The sequence below is a fragment of the Mucilaginibacter sp. KACC 22773 genome (assembly GCF_028736215.1).
Taxonomy (GTDB): domain Bacteria; phylum Bacteroidota; class Bacteroidia; order Sphingobacteriales; family Sphingobacteriaceae; genus Mucilaginibacter.
This window is the reverse complement of record NZ_CP117883.1, coordinates 2,700,505-2,721,925: the sequence shown is the minus strand read 5'-3', so window position 1 is coordinate 2,721,925 and position 21,421 is coordinate 2,700,505. Positions and strand designations below refer to the sequence as shown.

16 protein-coding genes are annotated in these 21,421 nt (G+C 42.4%); 7 read left to right on the top strand and 9 right to left on the bottom strand.

Annotated features, from left to right (window positions below):
• Positions 1-8 precede the first annotated feature (8 nt).
• The gene (locus PQ469_RS11540) at positions 9-1,409 is read left to right on the top strand and encodes an MBL fold metallo-hydrolase (protein ID WP_090650686.1); all 1,401 of its coding nucleotides are present in this window, start codon (positions 9-11) and stop codon (positions 1,407-1,409) included.
• Positions 1,410-1,639: 230 nt separating this feature from the next.
• Here the strand turns inward: PQ469_RS11540 and PQ469_RS11535 are convergent, their stop codons facing one another.
• From PQ469_RS11535 to PQ469_RS11525, 3 genes are all read right to left on the bottom strand, one after another.
• Positions 1,640-2,983 (bottom strand): PhoH family protein, encoded by a 1,344-nt coding sequence (locus PQ469_RS11535; protein WP_274213099.1) that lies wholly within the window; start codon positions 2,981-2,983, stop codon positions 1,640-1,642.
• A gap of 655 nt (positions 2,984-3,638) precedes the next feature.
• Positions 3,639-4,397, bottom strand: coding sequence for a TIGR03915 family putative DNA repair protein (locus PQ469_RS11530; protein ID WP_274213098.1), 759 nt, complete (start codon positions 4,395-4,397; stop codon positions 3,639-3,641).
• Between the two features lie 2 nt (positions 4,398-4,399).
• On the bottom strand, positions 4,400-5,656 hold the full coding sequence (locus tag PQ469_RS11525) for a putative DNA modification/repair radical SAM protein (RefSeq protein ID WP_274213097.1): 1,257 nt from the start codon (positions 5,654-5,656) through the stop codon (positions 4,400-4,402).
• Positions 5,657-5,925: 269 nt separating this feature from the next.
• On the opposite strand from PQ469_RS11525, the gene PQ469_RS11520 reads away from it, so the two are divergent.
• The gene (locus PQ469_RS11520) at positions 5,926-6,285 is read left to right on the top strand and encodes an Ohr family peroxiredoxin (RefSeq protein ID WP_274213825.1); all 360 of its coding nucleotides are present in this window, start codon (positions 5,926-5,928) and stop codon (positions 6,283-6,285) included.
• A 79-nt stretch (positions 6,286-6,364) separates the two neighbouring features.
• On the opposite strand, the gene PQ469_RS11515 is transcribed toward PQ469_RS11520, so the two are convergent.
• Complete coding sequence (locus PQ469_RS11515; RefSeq protein ID WP_274213096.1) at positions 6,365-9,307, bottom strand: TonB-dependent receptor; 2,943 nt, start codon at positions 9,305-9,307, stop codon at positions 6,365-6,367.
• A gap of 307 nt (positions 9,308-9,614) precedes the next feature.
• Here PQ469_RS11515 and proB point away from each other — a divergent pair, with 307 nt between their 5' ends.
• Both proB and PQ469_RS11505 read left to right on the top strand, forming a co-directional pair.
• Complete coding sequence (proB, locus tag PQ469_RS11510) at positions 9,615-10,694, top strand: glutamate 5-kinase (RefSeq protein ID WP_090650678.1); 1,080 nt, start codon at positions 9,615-9,617, stop codon at positions 10,692-10,694.
• Positions 10,695-10,696: 2 nt separating this feature from the next.
• A complete protein-coding gene (locus PQ469_RS11505; protein ID WP_274213095.1) occupies positions 10,697-11,944 on the top strand; it encodes a glutamate-5-semialdehyde dehydrogenase in 1,248 nt (415 codons plus the stop codon).
• A gap of 98 nt (positions 11,945-12,042) precedes the next feature.
• On the opposite strand, the gene PQ469_RS11500 is transcribed toward PQ469_RS11505, so the two are convergent.
• Both PQ469_RS11500 and PQ469_RS11495 read right to left on the bottom strand, forming a co-directional pair.
• Entirely contained in the window at positions 12,043-12,561 is a 519-nt protein-coding gene (locus PQ469_RS11500) for a DinB family protein (RefSeq protein WP_274213094.1), read from the bottom strand.
• A complete protein-coding gene (locus PQ469_RS11495; protein WP_274213093.1) occupies positions 12,561-13,568 on the bottom strand; it encodes a glycosyl hydrolase in 1,008 nt (335 codons plus the stop codon). The genes PQ469_RS11500 and PQ469_RS11495 overlap by 1 nt, the downstream gene beginning before the upstream one ends.
• A 132-nt stretch (positions 13,569-13,700) precedes the next feature.
• Here PQ469_RS11495 and PQ469_RS11490 point away from each other — a divergent pair, with 132 nt between their 5' ends.
• A complete protein-coding gene (locus PQ469_RS11490; protein WP_274213092.1) occupies positions 13,701-15,242 on the top strand; it encodes a L,D-transpeptidase family protein in 1,542 nt (513 codons plus the stop codon).
• Positions 15,243-15,301: 59 nt separating this feature from the next.
• Here PQ469_RS11490 and PQ469_RS11485 read toward each other — a convergent pair whose 3' ends face one another.
• The 3 genes from PQ469_RS11485 to PQ469_RS11475 all read right to left on the bottom strand — a co-directional run bounded on the left by PQ469_RS11485 (position 15,302) and on the right by PQ469_RS11475 (position 19,420).
• Positions 15,302-16,087 (bottom strand): murein L,D-transpeptidase catalytic domain family protein, encoded by a 786-nt coding sequence (locus PQ469_RS11485; RefSeq protein WP_090650046.1) that lies wholly within the window; start codon positions 16,085-16,087, stop codon positions 15,302-15,304.
• A 220-nt stretch (positions 16,088-16,307) separates the two neighbouring features.
• Positions 16,308-16,889, bottom strand: a complete 582-nt coding sequence (locus PQ469_RS11480) for a nitroreductase family protein (protein WP_274213091.1) — start codon at positions 16,887-16,889, stop codon at positions 16,308-16,310.
• Positions 16,890-16,987: 98 nt separating this feature from the next.
• A complete protein-coding gene (locus PQ469_RS11475; protein ID WP_274213090.1) occupies positions 16,988-19,420 on the bottom strand; it encodes a thiamine pyrophosphate-dependent enzyme in 2,433 nt (810 codons plus the stop codon).
• Between the two features lie 136 nt (positions 19,421-19,556).
• On the opposite strand from PQ469_RS11475, the gene PQ469_RS11470 reads away from it, so the two are divergent.
• Both PQ469_RS11470 and PQ469_RS11465 read left to right on the top strand, forming a co-directional pair.
• Complete coding sequence (locus PQ469_RS11470) at positions 19,557-19,955, top strand: DUF1573 domain-containing protein (RefSeq protein WP_090650036.1); 399 nt, start codon at positions 19,557-19,559, stop codon at positions 19,953-19,955.
• 161 nt (positions 19,956-20,116) lie between these two features.
• Entirely contained in the window at positions 20,117-21,343 is a 1,227-nt protein-coding gene (locus PQ469_RS11465; protein ID WP_274213089.1) for a pyridoxal phosphate-dependent aminotransferase, read from the top strand.
• The last annotated feature ends 78 nt before the right edge of the window (positions 21,344-21,421 follow it).

Below are 21,421 nucleotides of genomic sequence, written 5' to 3'. Positions count from 1 at the left end.
CAATAAAAATGAAATTAACCATACACGGGGCGGCCCGACAGGTAACCGGCAGCATGCATTTGCTGCAGGTAGGCCAATACAAAATATTAGTGGATTGCGGGTTAGATTATGAGAAGGACCGCAGCATACAATCAAATGAAAACTTTCCTTTCCGGCCGGAAGAGATCGACGTGGTAATACTTACCCATGCGCACATCGATCACTCCGGTAATTTACCTACATTGGTAAGGCTTGGCTTTAACGGCCAGATATTATGTACTCCCCCTACCGCCGATTTGACCGAACTATTATTGCTTGATTCTGTAAGCATCTTCATGAATAAGGCAGGCAAGGGTAACCGCAAACGCGGTAAAGGCAAATTCAATTCGGGCGGTGGCCCACAGCCACTTTATCTGCAAAAGCACGTGATGGATACGGTGGAACGTTTTGTTACCATTGGCTTTAATCGCCCGTTCAGGATTAACGGCGATATCGAGCTTACTTTTATTCCGGTTGGCCACCTGTTGGGTGCAGCATCTGCTGTTTTAAAAGTAACCGAAAACGGCGAAGAAAAATCTATTGCCTTTACCGGCGATATCGGCCGGAAAAATTACCCCGTATTAAATGATCCTCAGCAATTGCCAGCTGTTGACTTCCTGGTATCAGAATCAACGTATGGCGGCCGTTATCACACCAAAGGAAAATCGGTAGAGGAAACCCTTGTAGAAGTTATTGAAAAGGCATGTATTAAAGAACAAGGCCGTTTAATTATCCCGGCTTTCAGCATAGGACGTACGCAGTCATTGGTATATTCGTTAAACAAGATTTTTACCGAAGGACTATTACCAGCCGTAAAAGTATTTGTAGATAGCCCGATGGCAACCATGGCAACCGGTATTTTCCGTAAATATCATAGCCTGGTAAACCAGGAAGCTCAGGATTTTTATAAAGATAAAGGTGATGAGTTTGAATTTGATAACCTTACTTATGTAGAAACCCTGAAAGATAGCCGCCAGATTTCTAATTACTGGGAACCCTGTATCATCATTTCTTCAGCAGGAATGCTTGAGGGCGGCCGCATCCAGGACCATTTATTTTACAATATTCAAAATTACTACTGCACCATCCTGTTCATTGGCTATTGCGCCAAAGGAACCCTGGGGCACCGTTTATTGCGGGGTGATCCTATCGTTCACATTAAAGACCGCGAATTAGCCGTTTATGCCACTATCAAACAAACCGATGTACTAAGTGCCCACGGCGACCACCAGGATCTTTTAGATAATGTAAAACAGCAGGATAAATCAAAACTGAAGAACGTATTCCTGGTTCATGGCGAAGGAGAAAGCATGAAGCTGTTGGCTGCTTCCCTGGAAGATGAAGGATATATAGTTACTGTACCTGAGAAGGACGTAACCTACATACTTTAGGGTGTTTTGTTATCTTTTCAGATATGTATAAATGGCATTGTTAGCATAGGGTAACACGACAAACTATGCAAACCGCCATATATTTTTATCGGATTTGCTATATGTTAAAAAATCAGCATCAACAGTCAGTTATTTAAAAAACAAGCCGGTACGATATCTCCGAATGTTGTCGGGCGACTTATATGGCCCATTTGCGTTTGGAGACTTGCTTCGGCGTGATATACGGCTTTTTACAACAATTCTGTAGCCAAGTTTGCCAGTTCGCTCCGTTCGCCTTTTTGCAACGTGATGTGCGCGTAAAGCGGGTGCCCTTTGGCCTTATCAATCAGGTATGATAAGCCGTTACTCTCGGCATCAAGGTAAGGTGTATCAATCTGGTAAATATCGCCTGTAAATACAAACTTACTGTTCTCGCCTGCGCGCGATATGATTGTTTTCACCTCGTGCGGGGTAAGGTTTTGAGCTTCGTCTACGATAAAGAATATCTTACTCAACGTTCGGCCACGGATAAAGGCCAGCGGGGCTATAGATATTTTATCATTACTCACGAGTTCATCAATTTTAGCCTGCATTTTATCATCATCGGCAAACTGATCTTTTATAAATTTTAGGTTATCCCAAATGGGGGCCATATACGGATCAATCTTGGATTTGATGTCGCCAGGTAAAAAGCCAATATCCTTATTACTGAGCGGTACTATAGGGCGGGTAACAAAAATCTGGCGGTAATATTTACGCTGCTCCAATGCGCTGGCCAGTGCCAGCAAAGTTTTACCTGTGCCTGCATTGCCTTGTATAGTTACCAACTTAATATCCGGATGCAGCAAGGCATGAATGGCGAAAGCCTGCTCAATGTTGCGGGGGAAAATATTAAATACAGGTTGCTCTGTAACTTTTTCCAGTTGGTGGGTTTGCGCGTTATAGAACCCCGATACATCGCTCTTTTTGCTCTTTAGTATGTAAAAATGATTATTGGTGTATTGTGGTACACTCAAGCTTTCGGCAGACAAATTTTCCTGCTTATTGAACTGAGAAATAATTTTTTCGGTAACCTTATCTACATCGGTTTTACCTGTGTATAGCTCGGCCAGGTTTTTAATTTTACCGGTTTCGTAGTCCTCGGCATGCAAGTTAAGCGACTTGGCTTTAAGCCGCAGGCAGATATCTTTTGATACCAGCACCACTTTTTTTGCCGGGTATTCTTCCTGAAGGCCTAAGGCAACGTTTAATATGCGGTGGTCTATTTTGTCCGACCCAAAAACTTCTTCGGCATCGGTAGCTGTGGTTTTCACATCCATAGCCACTTTAAAACTACCTTTACTTTTCCCGTTCAAGGGAATCCACTCATTTACCAGGTTGTTTTTTGACAGATCGTCCATCAGCCGGATGAAACTTCTGGCTTCGAAGTTCCGGGTATCGTTGCCGTTTTTTTTATTGTCCAGTTCTTCCAGTACCTGGATGGGTATGGCTACATCATGCTCCTGGAAGTTTTGAAAGGCGTTGTGATCATAAAGGATCACAGAGGTATCTAAAACGAAAATTTTCTTTTGGTTACGCTGGCCGTCCTTATTCATATCCTACTAAATTAGGTTTTTTAACGTTTGTTCAAAATGAAAAAGCACTCTGAAAATAAAAAAACCTTATAAAAGCGAAAACGGGAGCCTCCTCTTTCGATTTGAACTCCCGTTTCCAAACCCCTGTTCAACCGTAGCTTCCCAGCGGCATCAAGTTTTGTGTATCTATGACCGATATGCCTTCATATAAAGTTTTTGCAAACCATCTACTACCGCGATATCACCAGTTCTGTTTTGGATCTCCGTAGAGTTCCGCATCGTTCCTGGTACCTTATTTAGTCACAATCTTTCTTCGAACAAACTTTCGTAAGTTCAATTCTTTCATATGACTCAGTGAACTTCTTTTGATCTTTAGTTCCTCCGAAGATTCACCCGATTCAACTTCTGTTTTCCTGAAAGGTTGTCAAAGTACGTCGTTCTTGATGATTACAATATACGGACTAAAAAGCACCTTTGTCAAGTAAAAAATAAATTTGTTATAGACACGTTATTAACAACGCTTGTTAATAAAAAATAACTTATAAAGTTCTGATTAATAATACCTTAATTAATTAAAAGCAATCAATAATTTAGGTTACCAACATAAAACTTATTAACAAAGTATCAAAAAAAGTCACTTTAACATAATTGTAAAAAGCGTAAAATCACCAAAACGCTAAATTTTTTCAGTTAAATGCCGCCAATATCTTTTGGGAATATGTCTTAAATGTAGCCTGGTATTCTTCCTGGCTACAATATTTACACTGGTAAAGTAGCTTTTCCAAAGTTGCTGATATATTTTTTCGTCTTCGGTAAAAGCACTTATAACATCTGCAGGTTTGTTAACTTCCGAAAAATCCAGCGTGATATACTGTGTATCGTGTAAATCATAATGAATGCCGTACCGGCGTTTAATATCGTAAATGATCCATTTTTGGTCGGTATACCGGTTTTTAAAATGCCTGATAATTAAGGGAAGTACGTTAAAATCAGGCTCAATGGCGGCATAGTAAGTTTCATCTTTTAGTTTCTGGAAACGGATAAAAGCTTCCATCCTATGTTTTTCGCGCCTCACCATCTTCAAAATCTCCGATAGGCGCATCACGTATTTATTGCCGTAATCTTCTTCAACATTTACGTCTGTATCAAAAACATACCTGATAAACCCAACAATGGCGCTCTCTTCATTTTCCATTTCGGCCATATGAGCAATGTACAGGCGTTGAATCCCCGCAGCCGAGAGTTTTTTTCTTAAGCCCTTCAACACCCTGTTGGCGCGATGCTCGTCAGTTATTACCTGTAACACTTCTTCAAACATGGCACTGGTGCGCCACTCTCCTTTTATAAGCTTTACGTGAAACAATTTGCGGTCGTATATTTCAAATACGGCGGTAAGCAAACCTTCAAATGTTCCATCGTAAACAAGAGTGTACATCGTCAAAACAGGTTAAGTTGGGTTTGCGTATTTTTATTGTATTTGCTTTGCGATTCGGCCAGGATAAATTGTTTGATGTTGTTACCCGTTAAATCACGGCGTTCAAACTCATTGCTTTTACAAACAATAAAGTAGCGGGCCCGGTTAAGGGCCACCCCTATCTTTTTCAATTGTTCCCAGCTCAACTTGGCAAACTTGCGCGCGCTAACTATTTTCTGCGCCGATAGCAACCCGATGCCCGGCACACGTAAAATCATTTGCACATCGGCTTTATTGATGTCGACAGGAAAAGCCTGCATATTACGGATAGCCCAACTCAATTTAGGGTCGATATCCAGATCGAGCAAGGGATTTTGATTGTTTACTATTTCATTAACATGAAAACCGTAAAAACGCATTAGCCAATCCGCCTGGTAAAGCCGGTTCTCACGCACCAGTGGCACCGATGTATTCAGGTCTGGTAAACGCTTATCGGCCAACACAGGCACATAACCCGAATAATAAACACGCTTTAGGTTGAAACTTTTATAAAAATAACTGGCCGATTGTAACACCTGCTGATCACTTTCGGGAGTAGCGCCGATAATTACCTGGGTACTTTGACCGGCAGGCGCAAACAGCGGCGCTCTTTTAAAAAGTTTCTTTTCTTCAGTCCGCAGGATGATCTCGTTTTTCAGGAAATTCATTGGGTTTATCATATCCTGCCGGTTCTTTTCCGGAGCCAACAATTTCAATCCGGCTTCGGTAGGCATTTCCAGGTTTACACTCAACCTATCGGCATACAAACCAGCCTCGCGCATCAACTCGTCACTTGCGCCGGGGATGGATTTTAGATGTATGTACCCGTTAAAGTTATTTTCGATGCGAAGCTTTTTAGCTACCCTTACCAAGCGCTCCATGGTATAATCGGCATCTTTAAAAATACCCGAACTTAAAAACAGGCCCTCGATATAATTTCGCCGATAAAAATTAATGGTAAGGTCAACAACTTCCTGAACCGTAAATGCTGCCCGTTTGATATCGTTGTTTTTGCGTGACACGCAATACGCGCAGTCAAAAATGCAGTGATTGGTAAGCAGTATTTTAAGTAACGATACACATCGCCCATCCTCTGTATAACTATGGCAAATACCGTTGCTGGCATTGCCGAGGCCTTTATTATCATTTTTACGCTTGCTACCGCTCGAGGCGCATGACACATCATATTTAGCGGCATCAGCCAAAATATTCAACTTCTCTGTTATCCTTTCTGCATTCATATCAATTCAAAAATACTAATAATTTTAGCAAACATTAAGTTGATTTGGAATTTATTTTAAGAACCGGAATTAAGCTGATTATTTAGATTTTACTTTCAAGTTTTTTAAAAAAGCCGAAAAAATCAATAAATCTGTTAAATCCCGGTCCAGACTAATCTCAATTTCTCCAACCATAACAACCTGTTCTTCGTTGGTTTTAAAAAGAGTTTTGAATCATGGAAAAAGTATAAACAGCTGTAGTAACAGCAAAAGGCGGCCGGGACGGCCATATAAAATCTGAAGACGGCGTAATTGATATGGAGCTAAAAGCTCCTGCGGCTATGGGAGGCGAAGATGGTTATCCTAACCCCGAATTATTGTTTGCAGGTGCATGGGGCGCTTGTTACCTGGGCGCACTTGGTTCGGTAGGTATCAGGGATGGCGTAAATGTTACCCAAGCTACAGTTGATGTGCACATTACTTTTAATAAGGAAGGTGCTTCATCATATGCTTTATCTGCCGAGCTTCATGTACATATCCCTGGCGTTGATTGGGATGTGGCCCAAAAACTGGCTGATGCTGCACATAAGGGTTGTCCGTATTCAAAAGCAACAAGAGGTAATATTGAAGTAAAGGTGATAGCCGATTGATTTGGCAGGCATTTTTAAAGTAAAAAGCGGATGGGCTTGCCCTCATCCGCTTTTTGCTTATTATACTAAAATTCGTTCCTTATTTACCGGCAAGCAATCCATCAAGCGTAACCGATACATAATATAAGCCACCGATAGTTGGGCCGCCGGCATACTGATAATAACGTTTGTTAAAAATATCGGTTGCACCAACTTTAAAGGTAGCGTAGTAAGCGGGAACGCGATAAGTAACCTGGGCATCAAATGTGCCAATTGCAGGCACCTTGCCTGTTACCAACGGGCTTTCCCACAGGAACGACTCCTGCCATTTGTAAACGATGTTAAAGCCTACATTTTTGGCTACTTCGCGGTTACCGAACGATAGGTTGCCCGACCATTCAGGGGTATTGAAACCGGTCACAAAAATATCTGATGTGGTTTGGGCTTTTAGTTTATTGAAACTTACGTTACCAGATACGGTATATCTTTTATAAAAGTTATAACTAATACCTGCCGATGAACCATAGTTATGGTAAATGTTTTTAGCATTGGTATAAACGCGATACCTGCTTTGCCCCTGGCTTGCAGCGTTGCTGGACGTGCCTGTTGTTGGGTCGCGGTTAATATCAAGCATGGCTAATACAGCAGCGTCTGTGCCTACGGTTGTACCATTTGGTACAAATACCTGTACCTGTCCTAAAAAGCCGTTGTAACGGTTAGTGTAGGCGTCGATATCAATAAACACTTTATTATCTAATACAATTCCTTTGTAACCTACTTCATATGAAGTGATCTGTTCCGGACGCGCGGGTGGCAAATCGGCAACTTTCAACAGGTTCCTGTTGGCCAGCGCAACCTGGTCGGTACCGCCGGCCGCGTTAACAACTGAGTTAAAATTTGCTACCGAAGTTTGAGTATAGCTATTGCCCAAATAACCCAAACCATCGTTAATGAACGGCAAACTGCCTACACGTTTAACACGTCCGTTGTTTACATACGACAGGGCCTCGAATAATGAAGGAAAGCGGTAACCATTCTGGAACGTGAACCTGAAATTATGGTTCTCATTCAAAGTATAAACAGCCGCTAAACGAGGCGTAAATTTAGGATCAAAATAAGGGTTATAATCCCATCTAACCGATCCAAATAGCTTCAATTTTTCGTCGAAGAACGTTTTAGTCACCTGGGTAAACGCGCCATACTTTTTGTAGATCACATCTTTACCAAAGCTGCCATCAGCCAAAGGCGTGTTCCTATCGGCAATCGGGCGACTAAAATCGACAAAGTTGTTACCATCCGGGGTAATGGCATATACCCGCACATCACCACCAACCAACAGGTCAACTACCTTAACCCGGCTTGTTAAATCCCATTGCGCTTCGGCATTGTACATATGGCTTTTTTGCACCAGTGCCGCGCCACCGGTTACCGGTGCGTTTGGTATCAGGCTCGATTTAATATCCCAGTTGTTGATGCCTATGATGGTTTTTCTCAAAGCATCAAATTCCGGCGTACCCGGTTCTACCCTGCCTTTATCTGCGGCAGCTCTTGCGGCTTGCTCGGCAGCGGCCAGGTTTGCAGATGTTAAGCCTCCATTTGCAGAACCGTAGGCGTTTAACGCGTTTTTAAAAGTGGTGCCCCAGGCCGAGTTACTGGCATGGTTCAAATCCAGGTTATCTGCCAGCGGTTTTACATTGAATGAGTTACCGGTATTTTCTATCGATTCGTAAGCGCGAACCAGAAATTCTTTTCCTTTTAGCTCGACTTTATGGTTTTGCACCGTTGCGCCCTGCAGCGATATTTTATTGCCTCGTTGAAATACACCGTCGAGCCTGCCGTAACGGTAAGTGTAAGACAGTATAGTATTAGGCGTTAATTTATAAGATAATGTACCATCCAGTTTCAGGTTGGTAACTTTCGGATCAACCAAATCAACCTCGTTGTATCCTGTACGGGCAACTGTAAGATTTGGCATTGCTTTACCATCAACTGTAAGGCCTTTTATTGACACGGTATTGCTACCGGCAAGGGCATCATCTCCATATTTGTTCCAGCCATCATAAGCAGCATTGCTGGTGCCCGTTAAGGCCGGGAAACCGGGGTTGGCGGTTTTTAAATAGTACGGGTTTTGATCGTTACGGGTATCAGACTGCCAGTCTTTACCCTGCATGTAGCTAAAGTTTACTTTAAAAGCGAACTTATTGTTAAATGCTTTGGCATAACGTACAGCGGTTTCATTAAGGGCGCTTGCACCTAACCTGTCATTGCCCACATGGTTTAAACCCTCGCGGTGATAAACACTTAAGCCCTGGTATCTAAAAGGATCTTTAGTTATTAAGTTTGATAAACCGTTGATGGCGTTTGTGCCATATAGCGCTGCTGCTGCACCAGGCGTAATTTCTATACTGGCAATATCCAGTTCGGTTGGGCCAATGGCATTACCCAGCGGAACACCTAAGGTAGCCGATTGCATATCAACACCATCAACCAGCTGCATAAACCTGAAGTTGTTCGGGCTGTTAAAACCGCGTGTGTTAGGCACTTTAAGTGTTATACTGGTGGTTGTCATCTGCACGCCCTTAACGTTTTCCAAAGCATCGTAAAAGCTTGGGCCGGGCGACTGTTTAAGCGCGTTAATACTCAGCTTTTCGATAGCAACCGGCGAACGTAAAAGCTTTTCTTCTTTGCGGGATGCGGTTACTACCACCTCATTAATCAATAACGATTGACTGCTTAACTGGATGTTTAGCGCACTGTTGGCGTTTTTAACGAAAAATTCCTGCGGCTGAAAGCCCACAGCTGTAAAAACTAACGTATAGGGTAGTTTAGCGCTGGTGGTTAACGAGAATTTACCGGTACTATCAGATGCAGTGCTGTTGGTTGTACCTTTAATACTAACGGTTGTACCTATTAACGGTTGGCCATGGTCATCTTTTACAACTCCGCTGATGATGTATGAACCATTAAGCTGGGCATGGCTTATCGCCGGGACGAGGAGTACAAAAAGTGCTATAAGTTTAAATGAATTTATAAGTGTTTTCATGAAAAGGATCAGTATAATTTAATGTCTGTTTATTGTTTTATCTGTTGAAATAGCGTAAGGTTGAGGCTATCAACAGCAATACATGACATTTAGCTGCATTTTTAAAGGGGAGATAGTAGTAAAAGAGTATATATTATACATAGTCTATTGAATTAGTCGACAAAAATAAAAATTTTTTCCCCAGTGTCAAGGCTCAATTCATATTTTTCTATAATATCTACTGTTTTAGTGGATATATTTTCAAATAATCTCGCCCTCTTCCCTCCCAATTTTGTAATATTGGCGGCTCAACCCGTACTAATTTATAATGTCTTTCAATTACCAGCGTATCATCATCAAAATCGGTTCCAATGTTTTTACCCAGGAAAACGGCTTGCCCGACCTGCAACGTATCGAACATCTGGTTGGCCAGATAGCCGCTATCAAAAAACAAGGAAAAGAAGTGATCCTGGTATCATCAGGCGCTGTCGCTTCCGGCCGGAGTTTGATCACCATATCCGAAAAATATGATGCTATTGCCGCAAGGCAGCTTTTAGCCTCTATAGGGCAGGTAAAATTAATCAATACTTATTCGCAGCTGTTTGAACAATTTGATATCCTTTGCTCGCAGGTATTGGTTACCAAAGAGGATTTCAGGGACAGGATGCATTATTTGAATATGAAAAACTGCCTCGACCTGCTGCTACAGCACCAGGTTGTACCGGTGGTTAACGAAAATGATGTGGTATCGGTAACCGAACTGATGTTTACGGATAATGATGAACTGGCCGGATTAATTGCATCTATGCTGAACGCGCAGGCGTTAATTGTGCTAACCAATGTTGATGGCATATATAACGGTGACCCTAAAGCGCCGGGCTCGGCCGTCATTGAAGAGGTGGCCGGTTCGGTAGTTGATTTTGCAGCCTTTGTTTCTTCAGGAAAATCGCAGTTTGGCCGCGGGGGAATGATCACCAAATCAACCATGTCGCAAAAAACGGCACAGTTGGGTATCGCAGTGCACATTGCCAATGGCAAACGCGACAATATATTAACGGATGTATTGGAGAATAAAGTGATCCATACCCGGTTTATTCCTAATAAAACAGCGTCAGGCAAAAAGAAATGGATAGCCCATTCCGAAAAGTCGGCCACAGGTGCAGTGTTGGTTAATGCAGGTGCCAAAGCCGCGTTGATATCCAGCAAGGCCACAAGTTTGCTGCCCGTTGGAATTGCAGCAGTAATAACCGACTTTAAAAAGGGCGATATTATTAAGCTAATGGATGAAAACCAAAAGCTGATAGGCCTTGGAATCGCCGAATACGGATCGGACAAAGCCAAAGAACGCATCGGGCAAAAAAACCAAAAGCCTTTGGTGCATTATGATTATCTTTATTTACAAGGTTAACAATGAGTTACAATATATATTTCGAGAACGCACGGGTTGCAGGCCGCAAACCTACCCTCGCCCCTGCCCTTATTAACCAGGTTTTATTGGACGTGGCCGCCGAAGCAATTGCCCAAACCAACCTGATATTAGCCGAAAACCAAAAAGATCTTGATTTGATGGATCCGAAAGATCCTAAATATGACAGGTTGAAACTCACGGCAGCCCGTATTGAAGCTATTGCTGCCGATATGATCAGTGTTGCAAAATTGGATAGCCCATTAGGCAAGCAGCTTTCAGAAGCGCAGATGCCCAATGGCCTGTCTATTTCCAAAGTGCGCGTACCATTAGGTGTTGTTGGTGTAATTTATGAAGCCAGGCCCAATGTTACTTTTGATGTATTCGCCCTCTGCTTTAAAACTGGCAACATCAGTATTTTAAAAGGCGGCAGTGATGCCGACTACTCTAACCGTGCCATTATCGGCATAATTCATAACGTGTTAAATAAGCACCACATAGATACCAATATGGTTACCCTGTTACCTGCAGAACGAGAGGCTACGGCGGCTTTACTAAATGCCATTGGATATGTTGATGTATTGATACCACGCGGCAGCCAGTCGCTTATTGATTTTGTGCGGGATAATAGTAAAGTACCTGTTATTGAAACCGGTGCAGGTATTGTACATACTTATTTTGATTTAACAGGCAACCTTGAAAAAGGTGCGGAGATTATTGCCAACGCCAAAACCCGCAGGGTGAGTGTATGTAACGCCCTTGATTGCCTGATTATTCATGCCGAAAGATTAAGTGACTTGCCCCGGTTAAGTCATGTACTCAGTGAGAAAGGAGTTGAGTTATTTGCTGATGAAAGGGCTTACGAAGCATTAAAAGCCAGTTATCCTGACGCTTTATTACATAAAGCGCAGCCTGAGCATTTTGGCACCGAATTTTTATCGATGAAGATGGCTATCAAAACGGTTGATAGTTTTGAAGCGGCACTTGAATATATCGCCATTAATAGTTCTAAACACAGCGAGGCTATCATATCTGAGGACGCCGAAAATATTGCCACCTTTTTAAATGATGTTGATGCGGCAGCGGTTTACGCCAATGCATCCACAGCCTTCACAGACGGCGCACAATTTGGCTTAGGCGCCGAGATTGGCATCAGTACCCAAAAACTCCATGCACGGGGGCCTATGGGTCTCGAGGAGCTTACCAGTTACAAATGGATTGTTAAGGGTAACGGGCAAACCAGAAACCCGTAAAAAGATTATTAATAATTGCAGACACCACACTTATACCTTTTACTTAGATCTGAGACCAGAAACTATCCGTCGTTTCACATTTGACAGAATAGTAAGTTCTACAATTCTTGTTTCAAAACCTTAACAGTAACAAGCAATTGGCCCAAATGGCGCATAGTATGCTCCGCAGCATGTACATACAGGCCAATAACAGTTGATGGCACCTGCGCCCGCCCCACACCTCTTTTATCGGTTAAAGTAGATTGATTGGTATTGGCCAATTGTTTCACAGCGCTATCAACCTGCAAATTAAATCGCTTAACTAATGCAGTTGAACCAATGGTTTCAGCGGGCTTACCCTCGGCGGCTAAATAGGTCAATTGGTCTGCGGAGAGCCCCTCGCCTTTTGCATAGGTAAAAAGCCTGTCGAGCACACCTGCCAAATGCTGTAAATGAAAACCAGGCGATGCCAGGCCAGCAACTTTATCCCACAACAATGGGTCCGGGAAATCGACCATCAGCTCATTCAACTCTTCCCTGGCCTGCAATAAAGCATGTGCCACGGGCTGCAGCAACGCCGGGATATCATTTAATGGACCGCGCAACCAAACTTCGGGTAGTTTAACTTTATCAATCATTATTTTTGCAGCATGGCTTTTACTTCATCGTGGTTAAGGGTTTGTGGCAGGTTATAAATTTCCTTTACCCGCTCATGGGTATTATCCGTCCATAGCCAGCTTGTCCATACCATAAACCAGGCCCATTCGGGTTGGGCTGCCAATACCTCTGGTCTGGGCAGTTCGCCGGTTTCGCCAAGCACTATAATTTTACCGTTGGCCAGGCTTAGCAGTTCGTTGTAATCCTTTTGCTCATAGTCAAAGTGATAAACGTCCGCACCCAGGATATCAACATAATCAGCACCAGGGTAATATAGTTTATAATCGTACGCTTCATCTTTTGGTATATCCCGCAAGCCGTTTGCGCCCCATACCCAAATCAGGTTATTTAGCTTATGATAATTGGTGTACCTGTCGTACATCATTTTCCAAAGTTTTTGGATCCCGTTTTTACCTTTTTTATCGCCCCACCAAAACCATACGCCATTCATTTCGTGGTAAGGTCGCCACAAAACCGGCACATGCGAATCTCGTAACTGTTTTAGATAAACCGCTTTTTTATCTATATCGGCAAGCCATCTTTTATTCAAGGGCGTATTTGGTGTAATTAGCTCTGTCCATTCGGCATCGGTTAGCTTGCCCTGTATACTTGTTTTCCAATCGTATGGCGCATCATCGGTTGGCCGGCCCTGGTGCCACATAATGGTAACCAGGTAACCATCATGCCATTTCTTTTGAGCTTCGTATACAAGCTTCTGCCCGAGGTCTTTATCGCCCCACAACATAAAATCAGAACCCCATAATGCAGGATATTTCCCGGTTATGGCGTAAGCACTATCCGAAAACGTATTCAAATCGCTATTGTAATTCTGCTGACCAGACAGGACATGCCTGCCCTTTATTTGATATAAAAAGGATAGTAATTTAACCACTTCGGGCGATGCATTTTTGTTCACCGGCTTAAAACCCTGGGCAGCGGCCACAAATGGCAGAAGAGTTGCTGCTATAATTAATAACTGTCTTTTCATTAAGCGGCCTATTGAGGCGATTAGTCAAATATTCCTGATAAATTGTCTGATTTCAAATTTAATTAAAAACTTGCAGCCTTTGTGGTATGGCTATTGCTATTAATAAGCTATATTTAACAGATTTTTATAGATATGCCTCCCGTCACGAAAAATAAACTCTCAATTTCCCTTATCCTTATTTCGTCATTTGCTTTATTATTAACTTTTCAAAGCTGCAAAGAAAAGCATGACAAAATAGCCAATAATCTTTTCAAAATAACTAAAAACAAAGTCTTCAAAGATTTTGATGACGATGCATATGTCGTTGCGTTTAAAAAAGAACTGGAGAATGAAAAATTAAAACTATCCAACGAACCTGTGGTCGAAGCTTTTTACAAAGCAAATAATTACCTGCCGGTATTTGTAATGAACCACCTTGCCAACGGCGACCTGGATGCCATACCTGATTTTTACGACAAAGCAACTGACCATGGCATCGATCCAAAACTATTTAGCACCACGGAACTAAAAGCTATGATTGCTAAGTTTCATGATGTAAACAGCATCAAAACTACAGATGAAGCTTATGGTGATCTGGCAAAATTGGAATTGCTGGCAACCAGTTCATTAACAAAATATGCCAGTGCCATGCAGTTTGGCTTACTTAATCCAAAAAAAATCTATTCGAGGTATTTTACCGTCACCAAACGGCCAGACAGTACATCGATGAAAGCTGTGCTTATGGCCACAGATACAAGGGCGTACCTGGATAGCATCCAACCTAAAGACCCACAGTATATTGCCTTGCAAAATGCATACCTGCACGGTGATACGTTTGATGGCTTATCAAAAGAAGAAGCCCAACGGTATCTGTTGGTTAATATGGAACGTTTGCGCTGGCGAAACAAGCCTTATGAGCCCAAATATGTATATGTAAATATCCCGGATTACAGGCTTGATGTTTTTGAAAATGGCAAATCTGTATTAAATATGAAAGTTTGTGTTGGCCAGGGCCGAAATATGGATGCGCAAAACAGCCTGATTAAATATGATGATACCTGTGCAATTGATAAACCATTCGCGCGTGAAACGCCGCAGTTGAGTAGCTTAATTCATAGCGTTGATGTAAACCCCGTATGGAACATACCACGAAGCATAGCCACCAAAGAAATTATAATAGAGGCCGCCAAAGACAGGTATTACCTATCCAACAAAAATATTGATGTTTACAAAGACGGAAACCTGATTGATAATCCCGAAGATGTTGACTGGAGTACTGTTACCAAAGACAACCTGGACTATGATTTTAAACAGCGGCCCGGGGAGGATAACTCTTTAGGCAAGATAAAATTCCTGTTTAAAAACAAAAGCAGTGTTTACCTGCATGATACCCCGGCAAAATCTGCATTCGGAAAAGCCATGCGGGCCGTGAGCCATGGTTGTGTGCGCCTTGGAGATCCACAGGCGCTGGCAAAAAACCTTTTTGGAGAGGGCGAAGAATTTGATACCATTGCAAAAGACATGGCTTCTGACAATCCAGACCCTACCAGCATAGCGCTGCCTAAAAAAACACCTATTTATATCACATACGTTACCTGTTGGGCTGACGAAACTGGCACATTACAATTTAGGCAAGATGTATATGGACTGGACATTGTGCTATATGCTCACCTGAAAAAATTTCTGAGCAAATAAAAAAAATGCCCGGCTTGGTTAGGCCGGGCATTCAGATTTATAATTGGATAGGCTATATTTTATAGCTTTGCTATATCAAAAGATGTAGAATCGGCCGCTACCTGGTTTAAAAGTGCCGTTTCATCAAGATATTTTGAAGTGTAGGTATCATCATTACCATTGATAAAAAGTACCGATTTACCCTGGATGTTGTCGATCACAAAATTAACGACATTGGGTGCTACAGCCGGGCAGCCGAAACTACGGCCTAAACGTCCCTGCTGATCAATGGCACTTTGGCCTACGTATTTTGCTGCATGAACAACAATATCACGAAAACGGGCACTGGCATTAAAACCAGAATCCAATCCATCCAAATGCAACGACCGGCCATGTTTGCCTATGTAAACATTATCGGTAAGATAAAAACCTAAACTGCTTTGGTGCGAATCGTTACGATCAGAAAAGTGCTCGGCCATTTCCATTCCGCTTCCAGATCCGTGGGCCACCCAGGTATTTAACAACAGTTGCTTACTAAATAAATTGACAATCCACATGCGTTTTTCGCGACTTGATTTACTGAAATCGACTATGGTTAACACCGCGCTGTTTTCTGGTATTTTATGTGATAATTTCAGGTTGGTATAACCGGTAAAGGCTTTTTCAAATACATCAAAAGCCAACCCCGATCCTTGCAACCCTGTAGCCACATAAAGGCTATTGACGTACTGATTAAATAATTCCTTGGCAGCAAGACCAGAATTTACCCCTCCGTTTGATTTGTTAGCATTTGGCGATCTCCAGCTAATAACTGTTGCAGAAAATAAAAAAATCGCCAATATTAAGCCCCAAAAACATTTCCTCATACTTGTGTTGAGTTTAATTTTTAATCAATAAGTTAAATTAGTGAAGGCTTAGAATTGATAATTGACCGGCATTAGGAACCGGACAATTACAAATATATAAATTCCAATCTAATTAAAAAATCATTTTTAACATTTTTTTAGTTATAATGAAATTTTATTTCAATAAAGGAAATTAAAATACAGGATTATACGATGTAAATAATGGAAAGGTTTGGATTATTTATTTAACCCATTTAACTTTATTTTCAAGAGGAACGGTTCTTTTTCCTTCGGGGTTTTGATCGGCATAACCTAGGTACAATACGCCCATTACCTGATCCTCTTCACGCAACTGTAAAAATTCTTTAAAACCCGGTTTTAATATTGCACCACCCGTACTCCAGAATGAAGCCATACTTAAGGCTGTAGCGCCAAGCAGGATGTTTTGAATAGCGCTGGAAACTGCAGCCACCTCCTCAAAAGCTGGTATTTTTAGCAGGTTACCCCTCTCCATAATAGCGATAATAACATGGGAAGCTTTATCGCCCTGGCGTTGGAGGTTGGTGTAAACAGTTTCGTTATATTCTTCGGCGTTTACTCCTTGCTTATAAACGTCTGCATGTATTTGGCAAAACTTAGTAGGATCTTCATATACAATAAAGCGCCACGGCTCGGTAAAACCGTGTGTTGGCGCCCAATCAGCAAGTTCAAGCAGGGCAGCAACATGACCATTTGGAGCCTTGTGCCCGTTCATCATATTTGGTTTAACCGAACGACGAGTTTTTATAACGCTGGCAACGGCAGCAAAAGAATTAGAATCCATGGTTTTAAATTTAGTACATAGTATCAGGTAGTTAGTATCAAGTAAATATCATAGCGTCTTTTAAAAAATCTTGATACTTGATACTAACTACTTGATACTTAAAAGATCGGCGGAAATTTGCCTGGGTTTGCTTCACTTACAATGGCATAAACAGCCTCAACAATATCATCAAGAGATGGCTTGCTAAAGTAATCGCCATCTGAACCATACGGCGGGCGGTGCTCTTTCGCAGTTAATGTACGCGGCTGGCTATCCAACGAGTAATAACCTTTTTGGGCTTCAACGATTTGTTGAATAATATAGGCCGATGCTGCGCCCGGAACATCCTCGTCAACAACCAGCAGCTTATTTGTTTTCTTCAACGAAACACCACAAAGGTTCTCTTTATCAAAAGGATATAAAGTTTGCGGGTCGATAACTTCAATGTTAATACCCATTTTTTCCAACTCTTCGGCAGCCTCTAAAACGATACGCAACGTTGAGCCGTATGACACCACGGTAACATCGGCGCCCTCCCGCATAATCTCGGCCTTACCCAGCGGAACGGTAAACTCGCCAACGTTTGCAGGGAGTTTTTCTTTCAGGCGGTAGCCGTTAAGGCTTTCGATAACCAATGCTGGTTCATCACCGCGCAGCAAAGTGTTGTACATACCTGCGGCCTGGGTCATGTTACGTGGCACGCAGATATGAAACCCGCGCATGGAGCCTAATATCATCCCTAATGGTGAGCCCGAATGCCAGATACCTTCCAGGCGGTGCCCGCGGGTGCGTATAATTAACGGCGCTTTTTGCCCGCCGAAAGTACGGTAACTCAGGCTACCAATATCATCGCAGATAACCGTCATAGCATATATCAGGTAATCAAGATATTGAATTTCGGCAATCGGCTTTAAGCCACGCATAGCCAAACCCATACCCTGCCCAATAATGGAGGTTTCACGGATACCGGTATCAGTTATCCGCAAATCGCCATACTTGCTTTGCAAGCCGGCAAACCCCTGGTTTACATCTCCTATGGCACCTACGTCTTCACCGAATGCGACAATGGTTTTATCCCTTGCAAAATTGGCATCGAAACAAGCGTTTAAAACTTCACGGCCATCAATTGAGCGCGCATCATCACTGTAGGTTGCAGGAACAACGGGCACATAAAGAGGTGATTGTGGCGTATTTGAAAATAGTTTTGTGTTGTATCTGTCGTTATTTTTTTCCTTTTCAGTATTTAACCAGTTTACGAGTATTTGTCTTTCTGCAGAGTCCTCTTTAGCGGTAGCCCTCAAAGTTTTCCTTACAGCAGAGACAATTTCTTTGCGGCCGGCGTCATAACTTCTATGCAATTCCGCTACTATTTCTGTCAATTGTTGTTTAACAGAAACACCTTCGGCAAATTGTTCAATCATTTTGGCGGCTTCTTCCAATTCGGCATTTATTAGGGTTACTAACTCCCCTGCCGCTTCACGCTGGCAGTCGCGTACATATTTTTTGGCCTCTGCTTCTAATTCATCCAGCTCTTGTTCGGTTGATATGGCCGAAGCAATCATCCATTGGCGCATTTTTAGCAAACAATCGTGCTCATCCTCCCAGGCCAGGCGATCTTTTGATTTATATCGTTCGTGTGAACCCGACGTTGAATGGCCTTGTGGCTGTGTCATCTCGGTAACGTGGATCAGTACCGGAACATGTTCTTCGCGGCATAAAGTAATGGCACGGGCGTAGGTTTCGCAAAGTGCTATATAATCCCAACCTTTTACTTTAAAAATCTCGAAACCATTTGAGCCATTTTCGCGCTGAAAACCTTTTAATATTTCAGAAATATCTTCTTTGGTAGTTTGGAGTTTAGCCGGCACCGAAATAGCATAGGCATCGTCCCAGATGGATATGGCCATCGGCACCTGTAGTACACCCGCTGCGTTGAAGCATTCAAAAAATACACCTTCGGATGTGGCACCATTACCAATACTCCCAAAGGCAACCTCGTTACCATTAACCGAAAATTGTTTAAGATATTCCAGCTCCTGGTTTTGGCGATATAGTTTTGAGGCATATGCCAAACCCAGCAATCGTGGCATATGGCCGCCTGTGGTTGATATATCCGATGAGCAATTCATCGTTTCGGCCTGGTTTATCCAACTGCCATCGGCATTAACAAAACGGGTAGCATAGTGGCAGTTCATTTGCCGGCCGGCTGAGGCAGGATCTTTTTCTACATCAGGATGGGCATAAAGCTGGGCAAAAAATTCCTTCAGGTTGCTCATGCCTGTGGCAAACATAAAAGTTTGGTCGCGGTAATAGCCTGCGCGCCAATCGCCGGCGCGGAAGGCTTTGGCCATAGCCAGTTGTGCAACCTCTTTGCCATCGCCAAAAATACCAAATTTGGCCTTGCCCGTCAATACCTCTTTACGGCCTATAATACTGGCTTGTCTGCTCTCATAACCAATACGATAATCTTCAATAACGATCTTTTTAAAATCATCAAAACTAAGCTCTGCGGTATCAAATTTACTGGTGGCACGAATTGCAGTTCCAGGCATATAAAATTTCGTTTAGACGGTAAAATTATAAAATTCTATTTTGTATTTGGTATAGTAACACTTAAAACATGAAGTATTGCTAATAGTTTTGTTATTACGTTAAACCTTTTATATTTGTATTAATCAAATATAGTATATGAAAAAGATATTAATGATCTGCGCAGTGGTTTTGGGTTTTGCCTTCACTGCATCGGCACAAGATAACCAAAAAGCCGAGTTTAAATTCAACGAAGAGAAGCACGACTTTGGGAAAGTACCCCAGGGCACACCTGTTACCACCGTTTTTGAATTTACAAACATTGGTAAAGAGCCACTTATACTTACCGAAGTAAGGCCAACCTGCGGTTGCACTATTGCAGATTATACCAAAACCCCTGTAAAAAGCGGTGATAAAGGTTTAATTAAAATCACTTATAACGCTGCAGTTGCTGCCCCTTTTAACAAAACTATCGTGGTTAAATCAAACGCGGTTACACCCGAAAAATATTTAAATATTATAGGTGAAGTTATTGCCAAACCGGCCTCAAGTAAATAAGCTCCAGCCAAACCCTCCCCGGAAGGGAGGCTTAAATAAAATATTGAACACCGCGACGCGGTGTTTTTTTTTGAAATTCATTTGACAATCATTATAATGAATCCGGATTTTAACCAGGGCAACTGTTTTCAGAGCCGGATAATTTTTTTGTAATTTTGCACATGCCAAAAATATCTCAGAAAGGGCAGCGAATGCCCGCATCTCCTATTCGTAAATTAACACCTTATGCTGACCAGGCTAAGCTGGACGGCAAAAAAGTGTACCATTTAAATATTGGGCAACCGGATATTCAAACGCCTGAAGGCATGTTAAATGCCATTAAAAACATTGATTTTAAAGTTTGGGCCTATACCCCATCCGAGGGTACTTTGAGCTATCGTAAAAAGCTTACACAGTACTATAACAAGTTAGGTTACAATATCACGCCGGATAACATCATAGTAACCACCGGCGGGTCTGAAGCCATTACCATAGCTATGATGGCCTGTTTAGATTCTGGTGATGAAGTAATAATTCCTGAACCTTTTTATGCCAATTACAATGGTTTTGCCAGCCAGAGTGATATTGTTGTAAAGCCTATATTATCCTACATTGATAATGGATTTGCACTCCCACCTATCAGCGAATTTGAAAAGCTGATTACCGATAAAACCAAAGCTATCATCATTTGCAGTCCCAATAACCCTACAGGCTACCTGTATTCACAGGAAGAACTGAAGGCCTTGAGGGAGTTGTGTTTAAAACACGATCTGTACTTGTTTTCGGACGAGGCATACCGCGAATTTTGTTACGATGGCCGTAAATTTATTTCGCCCATGCATTTAGACGGGTTGGATGATAACGTGGTGGTTATGGATACCGTAAGCAAGCGTTACAGCGCATGCGGCGCCCGTTTAGGCTGCCTGATTACTAAAAATGCAGCATTACGCACAGCGGCGTTAAAATTTGCCCAGGCCCGTTTGAGTGCAGGCATGGTTGAACAAATTGCCGGCGAGGCAGCCGTTGATACGCCCGATGAATATTTTGAAGCCGTAAATAAAGAGTATACCAGCAGGCGAAACACCCTGGTAACCGCATTAAATAACATAGATGGCGTTTACTGCCCAAATCCCGGAGGCGCTTTTTATGTGGTTGCCCAACTCCCAATTGACGATGCCGATAAGTTTTGCCAATGGATGCTGGAAAGTTTCGACTACAATAATCAAACTGTAATGATGGCACCGGCAACAGGCTTTTACAGCACGCCGGGCGCGGGGATAAATGAAGTTCGCATGGCCTATGTACTTAACAATGATGACTTAAAAAGCGCCATGATTTGTTTGGAGGAGGCTTTGAAGGTGTATCCCGGAAAAGTAGTGGCAACGGAGCATCTTGTCGCTAAAAATTAGTGTTTTTTAGCACGCATTATTTTATCATACTTTACAACAAAACCTGGCTAACGCCGGGTTTTGTTGCTTAACAGTTTT

What these genes read in the sequence shown, in the direction of transcription:
- PQ469_RS11525 (WP_274213097.1), bottom strand. Translation starts at nt 5,656, where the DNA reads ATGAATGCAGAAAGGATAACAGAGAAGTTGAATATTTTGGCTGATGCC.
- PQ469_RS11495 (WP_274213093.1), bottom strand. Translation starts at nt 13,568, where the DNA reads ATGAAAAGACAGTTATTAATTATAGCAGCAACTCTTCTGCCATTTGTG.
- PQ469_RS11515 (WP_274213096.1), bottom strand. Translation starts at nt 9,307, where the DNA reads ATGAAAACACTTATAAATTCATTTAAACTTATAGCACTTTTTGTACTC.
- PQ469_RS11500 (WP_274213094.1), bottom strand. Translation starts at nt 12,561, where the DNA reads ATGATTGATAAAGTTAAACTACCCGAAGTTTGGTTGCGCGGTCCATTA.
- PQ469_RS11480 (WP_274213091.1), bottom strand. Translation starts at nt 16,889, where the DNA reads ATGGATTCTAATTCTTTTGCTGCCGTTGCCAGCGTTATAAAAACTCGT.
- PQ469_RS11530 (WP_274213098.1), bottom strand. Translation starts at nt 4,397, where the DNA reads ATGTACACTCTTGTTTACGATGGAACATTTGAAGGTTTGCTTACCGCC.
- PQ469_RS11485 (WP_090650046.1), bottom strand. Translation starts at nt 16,087, where the DNA reads ATGAGGAAATGTTTTTGGGGCTTAATATTGGCGATTTTTTTATTTTCT.
- PQ469_RS11505 (WP_274213095.1), top strand. Translation starts at nt 10,697, where the DNA reads ATGAGTTACAATATATATTTCGAGAACGCACGGGTTGCAGGCCGCAAA.
- PQ469_RS11475 (WP_274213090.1), bottom strand. Translation starts at nt 19,420, where the DNA reads ATGCCTGGAACTGCAATTCGTGCCACCAGTAAATTTGATACCGCAGAG.
- PQ469_RS11465 (WP_274213089.1), top strand. Translation starts at nt 20,117, where the DNA reads ATGCCAAAAATATCTCAGAAAGGGCAGCGAATGCCCGCATCTCCTATT.
- PQ469_RS11535 (WP_274213099.1), bottom strand. Translation starts at nt 2,983, where the DNA reads ATGAATAAGGACGGCCAGCGTAACCAAAAGAAAATTTTCGTTTTAGAT.
- PQ469_RS11540 (WP_090650686.1), top strand. Translation starts at nt 9, where the DNA reads ATGAAATTAACCATACACGGGGCGGCCCGACAGGTAACCGGCAGCATG.
- PQ469_RS11490 (WP_274213092.1), top strand. Translation starts at nt 13,701, where the DNA reads ATGCCTCCCGTCACGAAAAATAAACTCTCAATTTCCCTTATCCTTATT.
- proB (WP_090650678.1), top strand. Translation starts at nt 9,615, where the DNA reads ATGTCTTTCAATTACCAGCGTATCATCATCAAAATCGGTTCCAATGTT.
- PQ469_RS11470 (WP_090650036.1), top strand. Translation starts at nt 19,557, where the DNA reads ATGAAAAAGATATTAATGATCTGCGCAGTGGTTTTGGGTTTTGCCTTC.